Consider the following 17,008-nt stretch of genomic DNA (forward strand, 5'->3'; position numbering starts at 1 on the left):
AGGGGTCATAGGCCGCTCAGCTCCAGCAGAACGCCCGCGTGATCAGAGGCATGGGGGCGGTGGCGCCCCACACCCGGCAGGTGCGCGCCCCGGTGGCGGGTGGCTTCATAGGCCAGCCCGGCGCGCAACACCTGCGGGATGGCTTCGGGCCAGCGGGCGGCAAGCGTGGGGGATGCCAGCAGGGCGTCAGGCTGGCCGTATCTGCCGGAATGACTGTCAAAGTAGGTCCAGCGTTCATCCTCAGGAAGCCGCGTCATCAGGTCTGAACTGAAGGGCGGCAGCAGCGGTTGAATGGCGGGTGTGGCATCGGGCTTAAACGGTTCGTTCAGATCCCCCGCGATCAGCCATAGGGCGCTTGATGGATCGCCAAACCGCCGCTCGATGATCCGCCTTGTGGCTTCGGCCTCCAGCCGCCTCACGGGCCGGGCGGTGTCCGGGTCGGGGTAGGGGGCCTTGAAATGGCAGGTAAAAACGGTCAGCCCGCCGGTTTCCACCATCAGGCAGTCCCTGCGAAAGACCGGCAGATCGAGGCGCGGCGCATCGAGACCCAGATCGGCGGCAGTCACCTGCGCGTGACTGGTCAGCCAGACGGGCTGGCGCGACATAACCGCCAGGTCCAGCCCGCGCCCGTCATTGCCGGGCGGGCAATGGGCATGGGGGTAGGGGCGCAGACCGGCGGCGGGCAATAGCCGGGTGTTGAACCAATCCAGCGTGTCCTTGTCGAACACCTCCTGCAACAGCACCAGATCGGCCCCCGCCTGCGCCAGCAGCGCGGCGGACAACCGGCGGTCAGCCGGATCCAGTTCCGGGGCTTCGCCGATCTCATCGCGGTCCCGCGCGCCGTCCAGCCGGGGTTGGTCGCCCCGTTGGCGAAGCCGCAGGTTCTGGATGTTGAAACTCAGGATCCGCATGACCCCATCCAGCCGCATGCGGGCGCGATATGCAACGGCGGGCTGCGCGGATCAGCCGATGACGGCGGTGGCCTCGATCTCGACCACCGCCTCATCCTCGACCAGCCCGGCGACCACGACCATCGCCATGGCGGGGAAATGCTTGCCCATGATCCGGCGATAGGCCGCGCCCACCTCTCGCTGACTGTCCAGATATTCCTGCTTGTCGGTCACATACCATGTCAGCCGCGTGATATCCGCGGGCGTGCCGCCAGCGGCCTCGAGCACATCGCGGATGTTGCGCAGCGCCTGTTCCATCTGGCCGATGAAACCGCCGGGGGCGAAATTCCCGTCCGTGTCCCAGCCGATCTGACCGCCCACATAGAGCGTCCCGTTGCTGGCAAGAATGCCGTTCGCATAGCCCTTGGGGTCGGGCCAGCCTGCGGGTTGAATGGATTTATGGGGCATGGGCCGGGGCCTCCTCTCGGTCCAGAAGTATCTGTCGCACCCCCTCGGGCCATGGCCGGGGCCGCCCGTTTTCGCCCAGAAGGACAAGGGTGGAGCGCGCGGTGAAGCGGGGTTCGTCACCGCAATCGGCGGTGAACATCAGCCCAAGCGAGCTGCGCCCGACGCGGGTGACGGTCAGGGCGATGGTCAGGTGATCGCCATGGCGGCTTGGGGCCAGAAAGCGGGTGGTGATTTCCGCCGTGGGCACGCCGCCCGTGGCATGGAGCGTCTCGAACGGCAGTCCCAGCACCTCGTCGAAAAAGGCTTCGACGCAATCGTTCAGCATCTCGAAATAGCGCGGATAGAACACGATGCCGGCCGGGTCGCAATGCTTGAACAGAACCTTCTGGGGGAAGTGGAACGCCATGGCCTAGACCCCCAGATGCCGGTCGGTGACATCGCGGGTCAGGTCCGAGAAAGCACCGGTCCACACGGTCACGCCTTTTTCGATGATCACCCCCTTGTCGGCAACGCCGCCCAGTTCCTTCAGCGATTTGTCAATCACGAGGATCGACAGCCCGGCTTCCACCTTGAGCTGCCGGATCGCGGCCCAGATTTCCTGCCTTATGACGGGGGCAAGGCCCTCTGTCGCTTCATCGAGGATCAGAAGCCGGGGGTTCGTCATCAGCGCCCGGCCAATCGCCAGCATCTGCTGTTCGCCGCCGGACAGGGACGAGGCGACCTGGTCTTGTCGTTCCCCCAATCGCGGGAACAGTTCGCTGACCCGCGCCATATCCCAATGTCCCTTGCGCGCCGCCGCGATCAGGTTTTCCTGAACGGTCAGCGGCGCGAAGCACCGGCGGCCTTCCGGCACCAGCCCGATGCCCGCGCGCGCCGCCTTGTGGGCGGGAACGCTACCCAGGTCGAGCCCGTCGAACATGACCGACCCGCCCCGGTTCTTCAGCATCCGGCAGATCACCTTGACGGTGGTGGATTTGCCCATCCCGTTGCGCCCCATCAGTGCCAGCACCTCGCCCTCGGCCAGATCGAGATGCACATCGAACAGCGCTTGCGACGCGCCGTAGAAGGCCGAGACATGGGACAGTTTCAGCAGGCTCATGCCGCGTCCTCCTCGCCCAGATAGGCCTCTCGCACACGCGGGTCGGACTTGATCTCGTCCGCTGTGCCGGTCGCGATGATCTCGCCATAGACCAGCACGCTGATCCGGTCGGCCAGCGCAAAAACCGCGTCCATGTCATGTTCCACCAGCAGGATCGGCGCGCGGTGGCGCAGCCCGTCGAGGAAGCCGGTCAGCCGGTGCGAGCCTTCGGCGCCAAGCCCCGCCATCGGCTCATCCATCAGGAAGGCCTTGGGTTGCAGGGTCAGCGCCACGGCAACCTCCAACTGGCGGCGTTGGCCGTGGGACAGCTCTGCGGTGACGAAATTGCGGAACTCTGCCAGGCCCACCTGTTCGAGAGCGTCCTCGGCCCGTTCCAGCAGGGCCTTGTCGCGCATCACGTTGCCGAAGAAGCGATAAACCTTGCCCCGCTGCCCGAGCGCGCCGAGCACCACGTTTTGCAGCACGGTGAATTCCATCGCCAGCGCCGAAATCTGGAAGGTCCGGCCAAGCCCCGCCCGCGCCCGCTGCGTCGTCGTCAGGGGCGTCACGTCCTGCCCGTCGAAGATCACCTGCCCGCTGTCGGGGCGCAGCGCGCCGGAAATCTGCGCGATCAGCGTCGATTTTCCCGCGCCATTGGGGCCGATCAGGGCGTGAATCTCACCCGGAAACAGGTCCAGCGACACGTCCTTCGATGCCTCAAGCGCGCCGAAGCTTTTGCAGATCGCGCAAGTTTGCAGAAGCGCCTCAGTCATGGGCCACCTCCCGTCCGGCGATCAGGCCGATGACACCGCCGCGCGCGAATAGCACGACGCCAAGCAGGATCGCGCCCAGATAGACATGCCAGTAATGGCTCAGGTCTTCGAGGACATATTCCAGCGCAATGAACAGCATCGCCCCGGCCACGGGGCCCGACAGCCGCGCGATGCCGCCAAGGATGATCAGGATCATGATCTCGCCCGACATGTGCCAGCTGAGCATCGAGGGGCTGACGAAGCGGTTGAGATCGGCAAAGAGCGCACCCGCAAGGCCCGTCACCGCCCCGGAAATCGTAAAGGCGACCAGCCGCAGCCGGTAGGGGGCCAGCCCCACGGCCTCGGCCCGCGCCGCGTTCTGGCGTGTTGCCTGCAACGCCAGCCCGAAGGCGGATTTCCCAAGCCGGTCGGTCAGGACCATCACAACGGCGAGGATCACGAAACAGATCAGGAAGAAGTTCAGCGGCACCAGCGTGTTCACGCCCGGAAACCCGTTGCGCAGGTAGATCGACATGCCGTCCTCGCCGCCATAGGTCGGCCAGGAAATCGCGAAGTAGAACAGCATCTGCCCGAAGGCGAGCGTGATCATGATGAAATAGACGCCGGTCGTGCGCAGCGACATCGCCCCGATGACCAGTGCTGTCAGGGCAGAGGCAATCAGCGCCACCAGCCAGATGATCGGCATCGACTTGGTGCCCTCGATCACGCCCCAGATCGGCATGTAGTTCTGCGCGTGGAAGGCAAGAATGCCCATGGCATAGCCACCCACCCCGAAGAATGCCGCGTGCCCAAGGCTGACCAGCCCGCCAAGCCCAAGCGCGATGTTCAGCCCGACGCCCGCAAGCGCCAGGATCGCGGCCTTGGTGGCGAGGGTGATGATATAGGGTTCATCCATGGCGTAGGCGATCAGCGCCGTGGCCAGAAGAATGCCGGGAATGGCGAGGTTCAGGATCGTTTCACGCCGCATCACGATTGCCCTCCGAAAAGGCCAGAGGGTTTGAAGAGCAGGATGCCCGCCATCAGGATATAGATCGTCATCGACGCCAGCGATGCCCCCACGGTCGTCGCGCTGCTTGCATCCATGAAGAGGCCAAAGAGCTGCGGCAGCATGATCCGGCCGAGCGTATCGGTCAGCCCCACCAGCAGCGCGCCGATGAAGGCGCCCTTGATGGAGCCGATGCCGCCGATCACGATCACCACGAAGGCGAGGATCAGCACAGGCTCGCCCATGCCGACCTCGACCGACTGGATCGGGCCGATCATCGCGCCCGCCAGCCCCGCCAGCGCCGCGCCAAGGGCAAAGACCAGCGTGTAAAGCTTGCGGATGTCGACGCCGAGCGCCGCGATCATCTCGCGGTCTGCCTCGCCCGCGCGGATCTGGATGCCGATCCGGGTGCGGGAGATGAGCCAGAACAGCCCCGCCCCAACCGCCAGCCCCACGGCGATGATGAAGAGCCGGTATTTCGAATACTCGATCCCACCCGGCAGCATGGTCGGCCCCGACAGCAGGTCGGGCGTATCGAGGTAAAGCGGCAGCGACCCGAAGAAAAACCGCGTGCCTTCGGAAAAAATCAGGATCAGCGCGAAAGTGGCCAGCACCTGGTCCAGATGGTCCCGATCGTAAAGCCGTCGGATGACCACCATTTCCACCAGCGCCCCGATCATCGCCGCGGCCATCAGCGCCCCCATCAGCGCCAGCCAGAACGACCCTGTCCAGCCCGCGACGCCCGCCGCCGCGAAGGCCCCGATCATGTAGAGCGAGCCATGGGCGAGGTTGATCAGCCCCATGACCCCGAAAATCAGGGTCAGGCCCGCCGCCATAAGGAACAGCATGACGCCAAATTGCAGCCCGTTGAGAAGCTGCTCGATCAGAAGAGCTGCTGACATGGAAAATCCCTTTGTTGGCCGGGCCTTGCGCGCAGGCAGGCCCGGCCGGTCAGGCCATTACATCTGGCACTGGTCCGCGTAGGCGTCGCCGTGATCTTCCAGCGCGGTGCCGACAACCACATTGGTCAGCACGTCGCCCTGCATCACCACTTCACGAACATAGATGTCCTGGATCGGGTGATGGTTCGGACCGAAGGCGAAATCGCCACGGGTGCTGTCGAAATTGGCCGCTTCCAGCGCGGCGCGGAAGGCATCCGCGTCATCGGGATGCGCGACTTCCATGGCCGAGAGGATCAGGTTCGCGGTGTCGAAACCCTGGCTGGCATAGAGCGAGGGCAGGCGGCCATATTCGGCCTGGAAGGCTTCGACAAAGGCGGCGTTCGTGGGGTTGTCCAGATCCTGGCTCCATTGCGAGGTGTTGTGCACGCCAAGCGCGGCCTCGCCCACGGCCCCCAGAATGCCCTGGTCAAAGCTGAAGGCCGGGCCAATCAGCGGGATGTCCACACCCGATTCCGCGTATTGACGGACGAAGGCGATGCCCATCCCGCCGGGCAGGAAGAAATAGACGCTGTCCGCGCCGGAATTGCGGATCTGGCTGATCTCGGCGGCGTAGTCGGTCTGGCCAAGCTGGGTATAGACCTCTTCGGCCACATCGCCCTCGAACATCCGCTGATAGCCGGTCAGCGCATCACGGCCCGCCGGATAGTTCGGCGCAAGGATGAAGCTGTTGCCATATCCTGCCGTGTTGGCATAGGCGCCCGCCGCTTCGTGCAGGCCGTCATTCTGCCACGCCACGTTGAAATAGTTCTCGTGACAGCCGGGACCGGCCAGCTGCGAGGGGCCGGCATTGGGCGACAGGTAGAACACGCCCTGCGCGGTGGCCGACGGGATCACCGCCATGGCGAGGTTCGACCAGATGATGCCGGTCATGATATCCACGTCATCGGACTGGATCATGCGGTCGGCCAGTTGCACCGCCCGGTCGGGCGCGCGTTCGTCATCCTCGATGATCATCTCGATATCGTCGCGGCCCGACTGTTCGATGGCCAGCATGAAGCCGTCGCGCACGTCGATGCCCAGCCCGGCGCCGCCGCCCGAAAGCGTGGTGATCATGCCGATGCTGACGCCGTCGGCCAGCGCCATGGAGGAGGTGGAGGCCATCAGCCCCGCCAGTGCCAGTGTCTTGAGTTTCATTCTGTGTCTCCCTGTTGTTCGTTGTCTCAGAATGCCTTGAAGGTCAGCGTCGTCAATGTCCGCTCGATCCCGTCCACGTCGCGGAAGGCATCGTTGATGTAGCGGCCGATATCGTCCCCCTTCGGAATGATGAGCTTCACCAGAAGATCATATTCCCCGCTCGTGGAATAGAGTTCCGCGTGGATTTCCTTCAGCACGATGGCGAAGGCCACGTCATAGGTGGTGCCGGGTTTGCAACGGATCTGGACGAAAACGGTCTGCATCAGCCCTCCTCGCGCAGCTTGTAGCGCAGGATCTTGCCCGTGGGGGTTTTGGGCAGCGCCTCGATGAATTGCACCCGGCGGGGGTACTTGTAGGGCGCGATCGTGCTTTTGACATGGCTTTGCAGAAGCTCGACCAGCGCCTGGCTGGCCTCATGCCCTTCCGCCAGCACCACATGCGCTTCCACGATGCTGCCCCTTGCCTCGTCCGGCGCCGCAACCACGGCGCATTCGGCCACCGCGGCATGGGACAGCAGCGCCGCCTCCACCTCTGGCCCCGCGATGTTGTAGCCCGCCGACACGATCATGTCGTCATTGCGCGCGGCAAAATGCAGGTAGCCGTCCGCATCCATGGTGAAACTGTCGCCGGTGATGTTCCAGCCGTCGCGCACATAGGTGGTCTGACGCGGGTCGTTCAGGTAGCGGCACCCGGTTGGCCCACGCACGGCCAGCCGCCCGATCTCGCCATGGGGCACCTCGGCCATGTCGTCATCCACCACCTTCGCCTGATAGCCCGTCACCGGGCGGCCCGTGCAGGCGGGGCGGTGGTCGTCGAAGCGGTTGGTGACGAAGATATGCAGCATTTCGGTCGCGCCGATCCCGTCGAGCATCGGTTTGCCGGTCTTCGCCATCCACTCGTCATAGACCGGGGCAGGGAGCGTTTCCCCCGCGCTGACCGCCGCCCGCAAGCTGGACAGGTCCGCGCCTTCGTCCATCGCGCGCAACATGACCCGGTAGGCCGTGGGGGCGGTGAAGCAGACCGTGGCTTTAAACTGTTGGATGATCTCGATCATGTTGGGCGGCGAGGCGTTCTCCAGCAAAGTCGCCGCCGCCCCGAAGCGGAGCGGGAAAATGGCCAGCCCGCCAAGCCCGAAGGTGAAGGCAAGCGGGGGGGAACCCACGAACACGTCCTCTGGCGTTACCTGCAAGACCTCCTTCGCGTAGCCATCCGCGATGATCAACAGGTCGCGGTGGAAATGCATCGTGGCCTTGGGCTCGCCCGTGCTGCCGCTGGTAAATCCAAGCAGCGCCACGTCATCGCGCCCGGTCTGAACCGCGTCGAATTTCACGGGCTTCGTCAGCGCCAGCCGGTCAAGCTCCGCGTCATGGTTGGCGGTACCGTCGAAGCCCACGACCGATTTCAGGTATTTGCTCGTCTTGGCACAGGCGATCATGTCTTCCATCAGCCGCGTATCGCAGAGCGCGAACTGCACCTCGGCCTTGTCCACGATCTTGGTCAGCTCCCCCGCCCGCAGCATCGGCATGGTGTTGACCACCACCGCGCCCGCCTTGGTCGCCGCCAGCCACGCCGCCACCATGGCCGGGTTGTTGGCGGAGCGGATCAGCACCCGGTTGCCGGGCTTCACGCCCAGATCCTCGACCAGCACATGCGCCAGCCGGTTGGTCCAGTCCGTCAGCTCCTTATAGGTCCGCCGCCGCCCGTTCCCGATCAGGGCCGTGTGGTCTCCGAACCCCTTTTCCACCATGGAATCCGTCAGTTCCCACCCGGCGTTCAAGTGGTCAGGATAAGTGAAACCATCGAGACAGAAGTCCGGCCACTGGTCCTCCGGGGGCAGCCCGTCGCGGGAAAACGTATCAGTATGGGCCGTCGGTCCGAGCATCATAAGCCTCCCGTGAATGCCGCCATGGCCTGGCGGGCGATGATGACTTTCTGAACGTCCGAGGCGCCTTCGTAGATGCGCAGCGCCCGGATTTCGCGGTAGAGCTTCTCGACGGTTTCGCCGGATTTCACCCCGTCGCCGCCATGAAGTTGCAGGGCCTTGTCGATAACCTTCTGCGCCTGATCGGTGGAGAAGAGCTTCGCCATCGCCGCCTCTCGCGTGATCCGCGCCGCGCCGGAATCCTTGGCCCAGGCGGCGCGGTAGACCAGCAGCGCCGCCGCATCCACATCCACCGCCATAATCGCGATATGGCCCTGTACCATTTGCAGATCGAAGAGGGGCGCCCCCTGCACGTGACGGGTGGACACCCGCGCCAGCGCCTCGTCCAGCGCCCGGCGGGCAAAGCCCAGGGCCGCCGCCGCGACGGTGGAGCGGAAGACATCGAGCACCGACATGGCGATCTTGAAGCCCTCGCCAAGCCCGCCGATCAGCGCGGATTTCGGGATGCGGCAATCGCTGAACCGAAGGCGGGCTAGCGGGTGGGGGGCGATTGTTTCCAATCGTTCAACAATCTCCAGTCCCGGCGTGTCGGCAGGCATCACGAAGGCCGACAGCCCCCGCGCTCCCGGTGCTTCCCCAGTGCGGGCAAAGACGGTGTAGACATCCGCAATGCCGCCATTGGAAATCCACGTCTTTTCGCCATTGAGAACGAAGTGGTCGCCGTCTTCCTCCGCCGTCATGGTGGAATTGGCCACGTCGGACCCCGATTGCGGTTCGGTCAGCGCAAAGCCCGCAATCGCCTGACCTGTGCGCGTCAGCGGCAGCCATTCGGTTTTCTGCGAGGACGTGCCGAAAAGCGATATCGCCCCGGTTCCAAGCCCTTGCATGGCAAAGGAAAAATCCGCCAGCCCGTCATGGCGCGCCAAGGTCTCGCGGCTGAGACACAGGGTGCGCACATCGAACCTTTCGCCATCCCCCGCAGCGGTCGGGTGCAACCAGCCAGCATCGCCAAGCGCCTTCACCAGCCCCCGGCAAGCGGCATCCGTGTCATCATGATCGACACGGACCTCTGCCGCCCAGGCATCCAGCCCCTCGGCCCAGTCCCTGTGCTTTGGCTCGAAAAACGGCCAGTCGAGGAAGGTTCTGTCCGCCATCAATCCCCCCTGAACACAGGTTTTTCTTTCGCAACAAACGCCCGGTAGGCGCGTTCGAAATCCGCCGTCTGCATGCAGATCGCCTGCGCCTGCGCCTCGGCCTCGATCGCTTGGTCGAGCCCCATGTTCCATTCCTGATTGAGCTGCGTCTTGGTGATCCCATGGGCAAAGACCGGCCCCGCCGCCAGCCGTTCGGCCAGTTCCATCGCCTTGTCTTCCAGCTGATCCGCCGGGTGCAGCGCGTTCCAATACCCCCAGGCCAGCCCTTCCTCGGCCCGCATCGTGCGGCCCGTGTAGAGCAGCTCCGCCGCGCGGCCCTGGCCAATGATCCGGGGCAGCATCGCGCAGGCCCCCATGTCACAGCCTGCCAGCCCCACGCGGGTAAAAAGGAACGCGCATTTCGCCTCCGGCGTCGCCAGACGCATGTCAGAGGCCATGGTGATGATCGCGCCCGCGCCCACAGCGACGCCATCCACGGCAGAGATGATGGGTTTGCCGCAGCCGATCATGGCCTTGACCAGATCGCCGGTCATCCGGGTGAAGGCCAGCAGGCCCTTCATGTCCATCTTCGTGAGCGGCCCGATGATGTCATGCACATCCCCGCCGGAACAGAAATTGCCCTCGTTCGAGGCGAAGACAACGACATCCACATCCTCGGCATAAGCCAGCGCCCGGAACGTGTCGCGCAATTCCGCGTAGCTGTCGAAGGTCAGGGGGTTCTTGCGGTCAGGCCGCGCCAGCCGCACCCGCGCGATGCGCTCGCGCAGCTGCCATTCGAAATGCGTCGGTTTCAGGTCAGCCATTTTGGCCATCGCTCGCCTCCTCCACGCGGTGCAGAATATCCCGCAGCGCGTCCAGTTCCTCATGTCCCAGCATCGAAAACAGCCGATCGACCTCGCCCCGATGCTCGGATGCCTGCGCCGCGAAGACGTCGCGGCCCTTGTCCGTCAGTTCCGCCAGCACCACGCGCCGGTCACCTTCACCGGGGACGCGGCGGGCGAGGCCCTCTTTCTCCAGCCGTTCGACAACCGCCGTGGCGTTGCCGTTCGAGACCAGCAGCTGCCTTGAAAGCTCGCTCATCTTCATCGGCCCCTTCGCACGGTAGAGCGCCGCCATCACGTCGAACCGGGGCAGGGTGGTGTCGTGGTTCACCCGCAGATATTCGCGCAGGTGGTTTTCCATGCCCCGCGTCATCCGCAGAAGGCGGATCCAGGTGCGTAGACGACGATGGGGCAGGTCGGTTTCGCGCATCAGATCTCGCCCCCCGAAACCGACAGCGCATGCCCGTTGACCGAGCTTGCGCCCGCTGACGCCAAAAACAGCGCGGCGGCGGCCACTTCCTCTGGCGCGATGAGCCGCGCCATGGGGTTGCCGCTGGTGATCATGGAAATCGCCTTCTCAAGCGGCACGTCGAACCGGTCCATGACCGATTGCGCGGCGGCATCGGCCATTTCCGTGTCCACGAAACCGGGGCAGATCGCGTTGCAGGTAATGCCCGATTTGGCCACTTCCTTGGCGACGGACCGCACCAGCCCCAGCACCCCGTGTTTGGAGGCCGAATAGGGCGCGATGTTGGACCCACCCTGCAACGCGGCGGTTGAGGCAATGGCGATAAGCCGCCCGCCCTTTGGCATCACGCGCAGGCCTTCGCGGAAGGTCAGGAAGGTGCCGGTCAGGTTCACGTCCATCGTGGCCTGCCAGTCGGCCAGCGACACGTCGACCAGCTTCTTCGCCTTGCCTGCGCCCGCATTGGCGATGACCACGTCGAAGGGTTGGGAAAAGAGCGCAGCCACGTCCTCTTCCTTCGTCACATCGGCGGTCGCGATCTCGATCTCGAAGCCCTCTGCGGTTTCCCGCAACGGTCCTTCCCGCCGCCCGGCAATCGTCACCGCATCGCCTTGCGCCGCGAAAGCATGGGCAATGGCCCGGCCTATCCCCGTGCCGCCCCCGGTGATCAGAACGCGCCGCTGCTCGGTCATGCCCGGATCTCCTCCTGCGTTTTCTTCTCCTGCAACCGGTAGGCCTGATCGCGGCCCGCGAGATAGGGCAGGGGCCAGTGCACGGAGGTGTCGTTCAATTCCACGGCGGCATGCAGCGTCCAGTAGGGATCGGCCAGATGCGGGCGGGCAAGGCAGACGAGGTCCGCGCGCCCGGCCATCAGGATCGAGTTCACATGGTCGGTTTCAAAGATATTGCCCACGGCCATGGTGGGCATGTGGAGCTCATTGCGGATGCGGTTGGAAAACGGCGTCTGGAACATGCGGCCATAGACGGGCGCGGCCTCCACGCTGGTCTGACCTGCTGACACGTCGATGATATCGGCGCCGGCCTCCCGGAACATCCGCGCGATCTCCACCGCTTCCTCCGGGGTCACGCCCTCCGAACCCACCCAGTCATTGGCGGAGATCCTGACCGACATGGGTTTTTCCTCCGGCCATGCCGCGCGCATCGCCGCGAACACCTCCAGCGGGTAGCGCATCCGGTTTTCGAGCGATCCGCCGTAGTCATCGCCGCGCTGGTTCGACATGGGCGAGATGAAGGAGGACATCAGGTAACCATGGGCGGCATGAAGCTCGATCATGTCGAAGCCCGCCCGGTCGGCCATCTCAACCGCGGCCACGAACTGCGCCGTTACCGCGTCCATATCCGCGCGGGTCATTTCCTTCGGCGCCGGGTTGCGGTCCGACCACGGAATGGCCGAGGCCGAGAGTGTCTCCCAGTTCCCCTCCGGCAGCGGCGCGTCCATCTCCTCCCACCCCAGTTGGGTGGAGCCCTTGCGGCCCGAATGCCCGATCTGGCAGCAGATCTTGGCCTCCGTCTCGGCATGGACAAAATCGACCAGCCGTTTCCACGCCGCCTCATGCTCCGGCGCGTAGAGCCCTGGACAGCCCGGCGTGATCCTGCCCTCGGGCGAGACACAGGTCATTTCCGTATAGACCAGCCCGGCGCCGCCCTTGGCGCGTTCGGCATAGTGGACGAAATGCCAGTCGGTCGGGCAGCCATCCACGGCCTTGTACTGCGCCATGGGGGACACCACGACGCGGTTCGTCAGCGCCATGTTGCGCAGGCGGAAAGGCGTGAACATCGGCGTCCGGTGTGGCGCACCGGCAGGCAGCCCGGCCTGGGTCATGAACCAGCGTTCCGCGCTTTCCAGCCACACGGGGTCGCGCAGGCGCAGGTTTTCATGGGAAATCCGCTGCGATCGCGTCAGCAGGTTGTAGTTGAACTGTACCGGGTCCTGATCGAGATAGCGTTCGACTTCCTCGAACCATTCCAGGCTGTTCCGGGCAGCGGATTGCAGGCGCAGAACCTCGACCCGGCGCTCCTCCTGATAGCGTTCAAACGCCTGTTCCATAGTCGGTTCCGAATGCAGGTATTCGGCCAGAGCAATCGCACTGTCGAAAGCCAGTCGCGATCCCGACCCGATGGAAAAATGCCCGGTCGCGGCGGCGTCGCCCATCAGGACCACATTGCCGGTGTACCACTTCTCGCAGATCACACGCGGGAACTGCATCCAGACGGCAGACCCACGCAGATGGGCGGCGTTGGACATCAGGGCATGCCCGTCCAGATGCCGTTCAAAGACCTTGCGGCAGGTCTCGACGGTTTCCTCCTTGGTCATGTCCTCGAAACCCCAGGCGTCCCAGGTCTCGGGCAGGCATTCGACAATGAAGGTCGCAGTCTGATCGTCGAACTGGTAGACATGCGCCCACATCCAGCCGTGCTCGGTCTTCTCGAAGATGAAGGTAAAGGCGTCGTCGAATTTCTGATGCGTGCCAAGCCAGACGAACTTGCACAGCCGCGTGTCGATGTCGGGCTGGAAAATGTCCGTATATTCGTTGCGGACACGTGAATTGATCCCGTCCGTGGCGACCACTAGGTCATAGTCGTGACGGTACTCCTCGGCACAGCCGAACTCGGTCTCGAATTGCAGGTTCACGCCCAACTCCCGCGCCCGGTCCTGCAACAGGATCAGCATCTGCTTGCGCCCGATCCCGGCAAAGCCATGCCCGCCGGACACCGTGCGCACCCCATCATGGATCACGGCGATATCGTCCCAATAGGCGAAGTGATCGCGGATGGCTTGCGTGGATTTCGGGTCGTTGGTTTCCATCCGTTCCAGCGCGTCGTCGGACAGCACCACGCCCCAGCCGAACGTGTCATTGGCGCGGTTGCGCTCCACCACCGTCACCTCGTGCGAGGGGTCGCGCAGCTTCATGCTGATCGCGAAATAGAGCCCCGCAGGACCGCCGCCGAGACAGATGATCTTCATGTGATCCTTCCCCAGATGTACCGCCGAGAGACTCGGGTCTGATCAGAGGCTAGCAAGGTGGATATATATTTCAAGCTTAAAGTATCCAGCTTGAAATATCTCGCTTCTCAATGTGAAACTTTCATGAAATCAGTCGGATCGCGGGGCAGGGGGCTTGCGCGACTCATCTATTTCGGTAATTCACGAAATATGGAAAAAGAACTCGACCAGCTCGCCACCCTCGCCCATGGCGGACGCAACGCCATTTTCCGGCTGCTCATGCGCCGCTATCCCGACGCGGTTCCGGCGGGCGAAATCACGGCTGCGCTTGGCCTCAAACCCTCCACCGCGTCGGCCCATCTTGCCGCGCTGCGCGAGGCGGGGCTGATCACCCAGACCCGCGCGGGTACGTCGCTCCTTTACCGCGCTGATACGGGCACGGCTCAGGGCCTCGTCGATTTCCTGTTCTCCGACTGCTGCCGGGGCCGCCCCGACATCTGCCCGCCCGCCATGACCCTTCCCGCGAAAGGAGCCGGGACCATGCCCGACAAGACCTATAGCGTTCTGTTCATCTGCACCGGCAATTCCGCCCGGTCGATCATTGCCGAAACCCTGCTGCGCGACATGGGCGCGGGCCGCTTCACCGTCCATTCCGCCGGAACGCAGCCCTATTCGGAACTGAACCCGATGGCCGTGGACATGCTGGCCCAAAAGGGCCACGACGTGACCGGCTTGCGCGCCAAGAGTGTGTCGGAATTCCAGGGCGAAAGCGCCCCCGCGCTCGACTTCGTCTTCACCGTCTGCGACCGTGCCGCGAATGAGGACTGCCCGCCATGGCCGGGCCAGCCGATCACCGCCCATTGGGGCCTGCCCGACCCGGTGAAGGCAGAGGGAACCGAGGCGCAACGGATGCTCGCCTTCCAGCAGACCTACGGGCTTCTGAAGAACCGCATCGCCGCCTTCACCGCCCTGCCGCTCGACGCGCTCGATGCCGTGTCGCTGCAATCCCAACTCGACGACATCGCCTCCGAAGGAGCCACCGAATGACCACCTACGCCCTCAATGGCCTCGGCCGCATGGGAAAACTCGCCCTGCGCCCGCTGCTGGAACGCGGCGCGAAGATCGCCTGGATCAACGACGCCACGGGCGACCCGGAAATGCACGCGCATCTGCTGGAATTCGACACCGTCCATGGCCGGTGGGACGCCCGGTTCAGCCATGACGCCGACAGCCTCACCATCGACGGCACCCGCCTGCCTGTGCTGAACGAACGCGTGCTGGAAAACCTGCCGCTCGATGGCGTCGACGTGGTCATCGACTGCACCGGCGCCTTCAAGACAGAAGCGAAACTCGCCCCCTATTTCGCGGCAGGCGTGAAGAAGGTCGTCGTCTCCGCCCCGGTCAAGGACGGCCCCACGGCCAACATCGTCTACGGCGTGAACAATCACGATTACGACCCGGCACAGCACCGCATCGTGACCGCCGCCAGCTGCACGACGAACTGCATCGCCCCGGTCGTGAAGGTCGTGCATGAAACCTTCGGCATAAAGCACGGCTCCATCACCACGATCCACGACGTGACCAACACGCAAACCATCGTGGACCGCCCGGCAAAAGACCTGCGCCGCGCCCGCTCGGCCCTGAACTCCCTGATCCCCACCACCACGGGCAGCGCCACCGCGATCACGCTCATCTATCCCGAACTGACCGGCAAACTGAACGGCCACGCCGTGCGCGTGCCGCTGCTCAACGCCTCGCTCACCGACATGGTGTTCGAGCTCGACCGCCCCGTGACGGTCGAAGAGGTCAACGCCGCCTTCAAAGCCGCGTCCGAGGGCGATCTGAACGGCATCCTCGGCTATGAAACCCGGCCTTTGGTCAGCGCCGACTACACGAACGACCCCCGATCCACGATCGTGGACGCGCCCTCGACCATGGTGGTGAACGGCACGCAGCTGAAAATCTACGCCTGGTACGACAACGAATGGGGCTACGCGCACCGCCTTGCCGACGTGGCCTTCATGGTGGGGGCAAGCCTGTGAGCCAGCCGCAGGGCCTTGCCGCCTATATCGCGGTGACGGCGGCCTATTGGGCCTTCATGCTGACCGACGGGGCGCTCAGGATGCTGGTGCTCCTGCATTTCCACACGCTGGGCTTTTCGCCGGTGCAGCTGGCCTATCTCTTCGTGCTCTACGAGATCGCGGGCGTGGTGACGAACCTCAGCGCGGGCTGGATCGCCGCCCGTTTCGGTCTCACCTCGACGCTCTATGCGGGCCTGTCGCTGCAGGTTGTGGCGCTCGTGGCGCTGACGCAGCTCGACCCCGCCTGGTCCATCGCCGCCTCGGTCGCCTTCGTGATGGCGGTGCAGGGGGCCTCGGGCGTGGCCAAGGATCTGGCCAAGATGTCGTCGAAATCAGCGGTCAAGCTTCTGGCTCCGAAAGGGCAGGGCGGCCTCTTTCGGTGGGTGGCGCTGCTGACCGGATCGAAGAACGCGGTGAAGGGGCTCGGCTTCTTCCTCGGCGCGGCGCTTCTGGGCCTTTTCGGGTTCACCGCCTCGGTGGCGGGGATGGCGGTGCTTCTGGCCGCGATCCTGATGGCGGTGGTCTGGCGCATGCCCCCCGGCCTGCCCACGGGCCGCAAGGACGCGAAATTCCGCGAGGTCTTTTCGAAAAACCGCGACATCAACTGGCTGAGCTTCGCCCGGCTGTTCCTGTTCGGCGCCCGCGACGTCTGGTTCGTGGTCGGCATCCCGATCTACTTCTATGCGGTCCTGTCGGACGGGTCAGAGGCGGGCAACCGCACCGCCTTCTTCCTGATCGGAAGCTTCATGGCGATCTGGATCATCCTCTATGGCGCGGTGCAGGCGTCGGCCCCGAAACTGATGCGCGCCGCAGACCGCCCCACCGGACAGTTGATCCGTGCCGCAAGCCGTTGGGCCATGGCGCTTGTTGCCGTCCCGGCGTTGCTCGCAGGTCTCACGGCCCTCGTGGACGCCCCGGCCCCATGGCTCACGGCAACGGTGGTCGCGGGGCTGCTGCTCTTCGGGGCCATCTTCGCGGTGAATTCCGCTCTTCATTCCTACCTCATCCTGGCCCTGACCAACGATGACCGGGTGACCATGGATGTCGGCTTCTACTACATGTCGAACGCGGCGGGCAGGCTTCTGGGAACGGTTCTGTCGGGGGCAAGCTACCAGATCGGCGGCCTGCCGATGTGCCTTGCCACGGCAGCCGGCCTGCTCGTCATCAGCGCGTTCGGGGCGGCCCGTCTGGGACAGCGCTGATTGCCTTTCATCTTGGCGAAAATACCTCGGGGGAGTCGCCGACAGGCGACGGGGGCAGAGCCCCCATGCGCGACCGGAACGGTCGCGAGCGGGTCGACGCCGACAGGCGGCGAAACCGCCTTCCCGTATGCACGAGGGGTGTACGGG

The 17,008-nt window shown here is 64.6% G+C and carries 18 protein-coding genes; 3 read left to right on the forward strand and 15 right to left on the reverse strand.

The genetic code is table 11. The annotated features are described in order from the left end of the window. Positions 1-5 precede the first annotated feature (5 nt). Genes RBB16_RS06330 through RBB16_RS06400 form a run of 15 tightly spaced genes read right to left on the reverse strand, consistent with a single transcriptional unit; the run spans position 6 to position 13,599 of the window. Positions 6-911 carry an endonuclease/exonuclease/phosphatase family protein gene (locus tag RBB16_RS06330; protein WP_306045354.1) on the reverse strand — a complete coding sequence of 302 codons (906 nt, stop codon included), beginning with the start codon at positions 909-911 and terminating at the stop codon, positions 6-8. Positions 912-962: 51 nt separating this feature from the next. Then, complete coding sequence (locus tag RBB16_RS06335; RefSeq protein ID WP_306045355.1) at positions 963-1,358, reverse strand: RidA family protein; 396 nt, start codon at positions 1,356-1,358, stop codon at positions 963-965. Next, entirely contained in the window at positions 1,348-1,764 is a 417-nt protein-coding gene (locus RBB16_RS06340; protein ID WP_306045356.1) for a thioesterase family protein, read from the reverse strand. The genes RBB16_RS06335 and RBB16_RS06340 overlap by 11 nt, the downstream gene beginning before the upstream one ends. Before the next feature lie 3 nt (positions 1,765-1,767). Beyond that, entirely contained in the window at positions 1,768-2,457 is a 690-nt protein-coding gene (locus tag RBB16_RS06345; RefSeq protein WP_306045357.1) for an ABC transporter ATP-binding protein, read from the reverse strand. Further along, positions 2,454-3,209, reverse strand: coding sequence for an ABC transporter ATP-binding protein (locus tag RBB16_RS06350; RefSeq protein ID WP_306045358.1), 756 nt, complete (start codon positions 3,207-3,209; stop codon positions 2,454-2,456). Before RBB16_RS06350 ends, RBB16_RS06345 begins: the two co-directional genes overlap by 4 nt. Next, complete coding sequence (locus RBB16_RS06355) at positions 3,202-4,176, reverse strand: branched-chain amino acid ABC transporter permease (RefSeq protein ID WP_306045359.1); 975 nt, start codon at positions 4,174-4,176, stop codon at positions 3,202-3,204. Before RBB16_RS06355 ends, RBB16_RS06350 begins: the two co-directional genes overlap by 8 nt. After that, on the reverse strand, positions 4,176-5,096 hold the full coding sequence (locus RBB16_RS06360; RefSeq protein WP_306045360.1) for a branched-chain amino acid ABC transporter permease: 921 nt from the start codon (positions 5,094-5,096) through the stop codon (positions 4,176-4,178). The genes RBB16_RS06355 and RBB16_RS06360 overlap by 1 nt, the downstream gene beginning before the upstream one ends. 57 nt (positions 5,097-5,153) lie before the next feature. Then, complete coding sequence (locus RBB16_RS06365) at positions 5,154-6,290, reverse strand: ABC transporter substrate-binding protein (protein WP_306045361.1); 1,137 nt, start codon at positions 6,288-6,290, stop codon at positions 5,154-5,156. Between the two features lie 26 nt (positions 6,291-6,316). Further along, a complete protein-coding gene (locus tag RBB16_RS06370) occupies positions 6,317-6,556 on the reverse strand; it encodes an Lrp/AsnC family transcriptional regulator (RefSeq protein ID WP_306045374.1) in 240 nt (79 codons plus the stop codon). Next, positions 6,553-8,172: an AMP-binding protein gene (locus RBB16_RS06375; protein ID WP_306045362.1), complete on the reverse strand. Its 1,620-nt coding sequence runs from the start codon at positions 8,170-8,172 to the stop codon at positions 6,553-6,555. Before RBB16_RS06375 ends, RBB16_RS06370 begins: the two co-directional genes overlap by 4 nt. Continuing rightward, positions 8,172-9,326, reverse strand: coding sequence for an acyl-CoA dehydrogenase family protein (locus RBB16_RS06380; RefSeq protein WP_306045363.1), 1,155 nt, complete (start codon positions 9,324-9,326; stop codon positions 8,172-8,174). The genes RBB16_RS06375 and RBB16_RS06380 overlap by 1 nt, the downstream gene beginning before the upstream one ends. Next, a complete protein-coding gene (locus tag RBB16_RS06385) occupies positions 9,326-10,138 on the reverse strand; it encodes an enoyl-CoA hydratase family protein (RefSeq protein WP_306045364.1) in 813 nt (270 codons plus the stop codon). The genes RBB16_RS06380 and RBB16_RS06385 overlap by 1 nt, the downstream gene beginning before the upstream one ends. Beyond that, positions 10,122-10,577 (reverse strand): MarR family winged helix-turn-helix transcriptional regulator, encoded by a 456-nt coding sequence (locus tag RBB16_RS06390; RefSeq protein WP_306045365.1) that lies wholly within the window; start codon positions 10,575-10,577, stop codon positions 10,122-10,124. The genes RBB16_RS06385 and RBB16_RS06390 overlap by 17 nt, the downstream gene beginning before the upstream one ends. After that, positions 10,577-11,305, reverse strand: a complete 729-nt coding sequence (locus RBB16_RS06395; protein WP_306045366.1) for an SDR family oxidoreductase — start codon at positions 11,303-11,305, stop codon at positions 10,577-10,579. The genes RBB16_RS06390 and RBB16_RS06395 overlap by 1 nt, the downstream gene beginning before the upstream one ends. Continuing rightward, positions 11,302-13,599, reverse strand: a complete 2,298-nt coding sequence (locus tag RBB16_RS06400) for a bifunctional salicylyl-CoA 5-hydroxylase/oxidoreductase (RefSeq protein ID WP_306045368.1) — start codon at positions 13,597-13,599, stop codon at positions 11,302-11,304. The genes RBB16_RS06395 and RBB16_RS06400 overlap by 4 nt, the downstream gene beginning before the upstream one ends. Before the next feature lie 189 nt (positions 13,600-13,788). Here RBB16_RS06400 and RBB16_RS06405 point away from each other — a divergent pair, with 189 nt between their 5' ends. From RBB16_RS06405 to arsJ, 3 genes are read left to right on the forward strand one after another with little or no spacing between them, the layout of a single operon-like run. Continuing rightward, positions 13,789-14,625: a helix-turn-helix domain-containing protein gene (locus RBB16_RS06405; protein WP_306045369.1), complete on the forward strand. Its 837-nt coding sequence runs from the start codon at positions 13,789-13,791 to the stop codon at positions 14,623-14,625. Continuing rightward, positions 14,622-15,620: an ArsJ-associated glyceraldehyde-3-phosphate dehydrogenase gene (locus tag RBB16_RS06410; protein WP_306045370.1), complete on the forward strand. Its 999-nt coding sequence runs from the start codon at positions 14,622-14,624 to the stop codon at positions 15,618-15,620. Before RBB16_RS06405 ends, RBB16_RS06410 begins: the two co-directional genes overlap by 4 nt. Then, positions 15,617-16,861: an organoarsenical effux MFS transporter ArsJ gene (arsJ, locus tag RBB16_RS06415; protein WP_306045371.1), complete on the forward strand. Its 1,245-nt coding sequence runs from the start codon at positions 15,617-15,619 to the stop codon at positions 16,859-16,861. Before RBB16_RS06410 ends, arsJ begins: the two co-directional genes overlap by 4 nt. Positions 16,862-17,008: the final 147 nt, after the last annotated feature.

The organism is Nioella sp. MMSF_3534, from assembly GCF_030732985.1.
Lineage (GTDB): Bacteria > Pseudomonadota > Alphaproteobacteria > Rhodobacterales > Rhodobacteraceae > Nioella.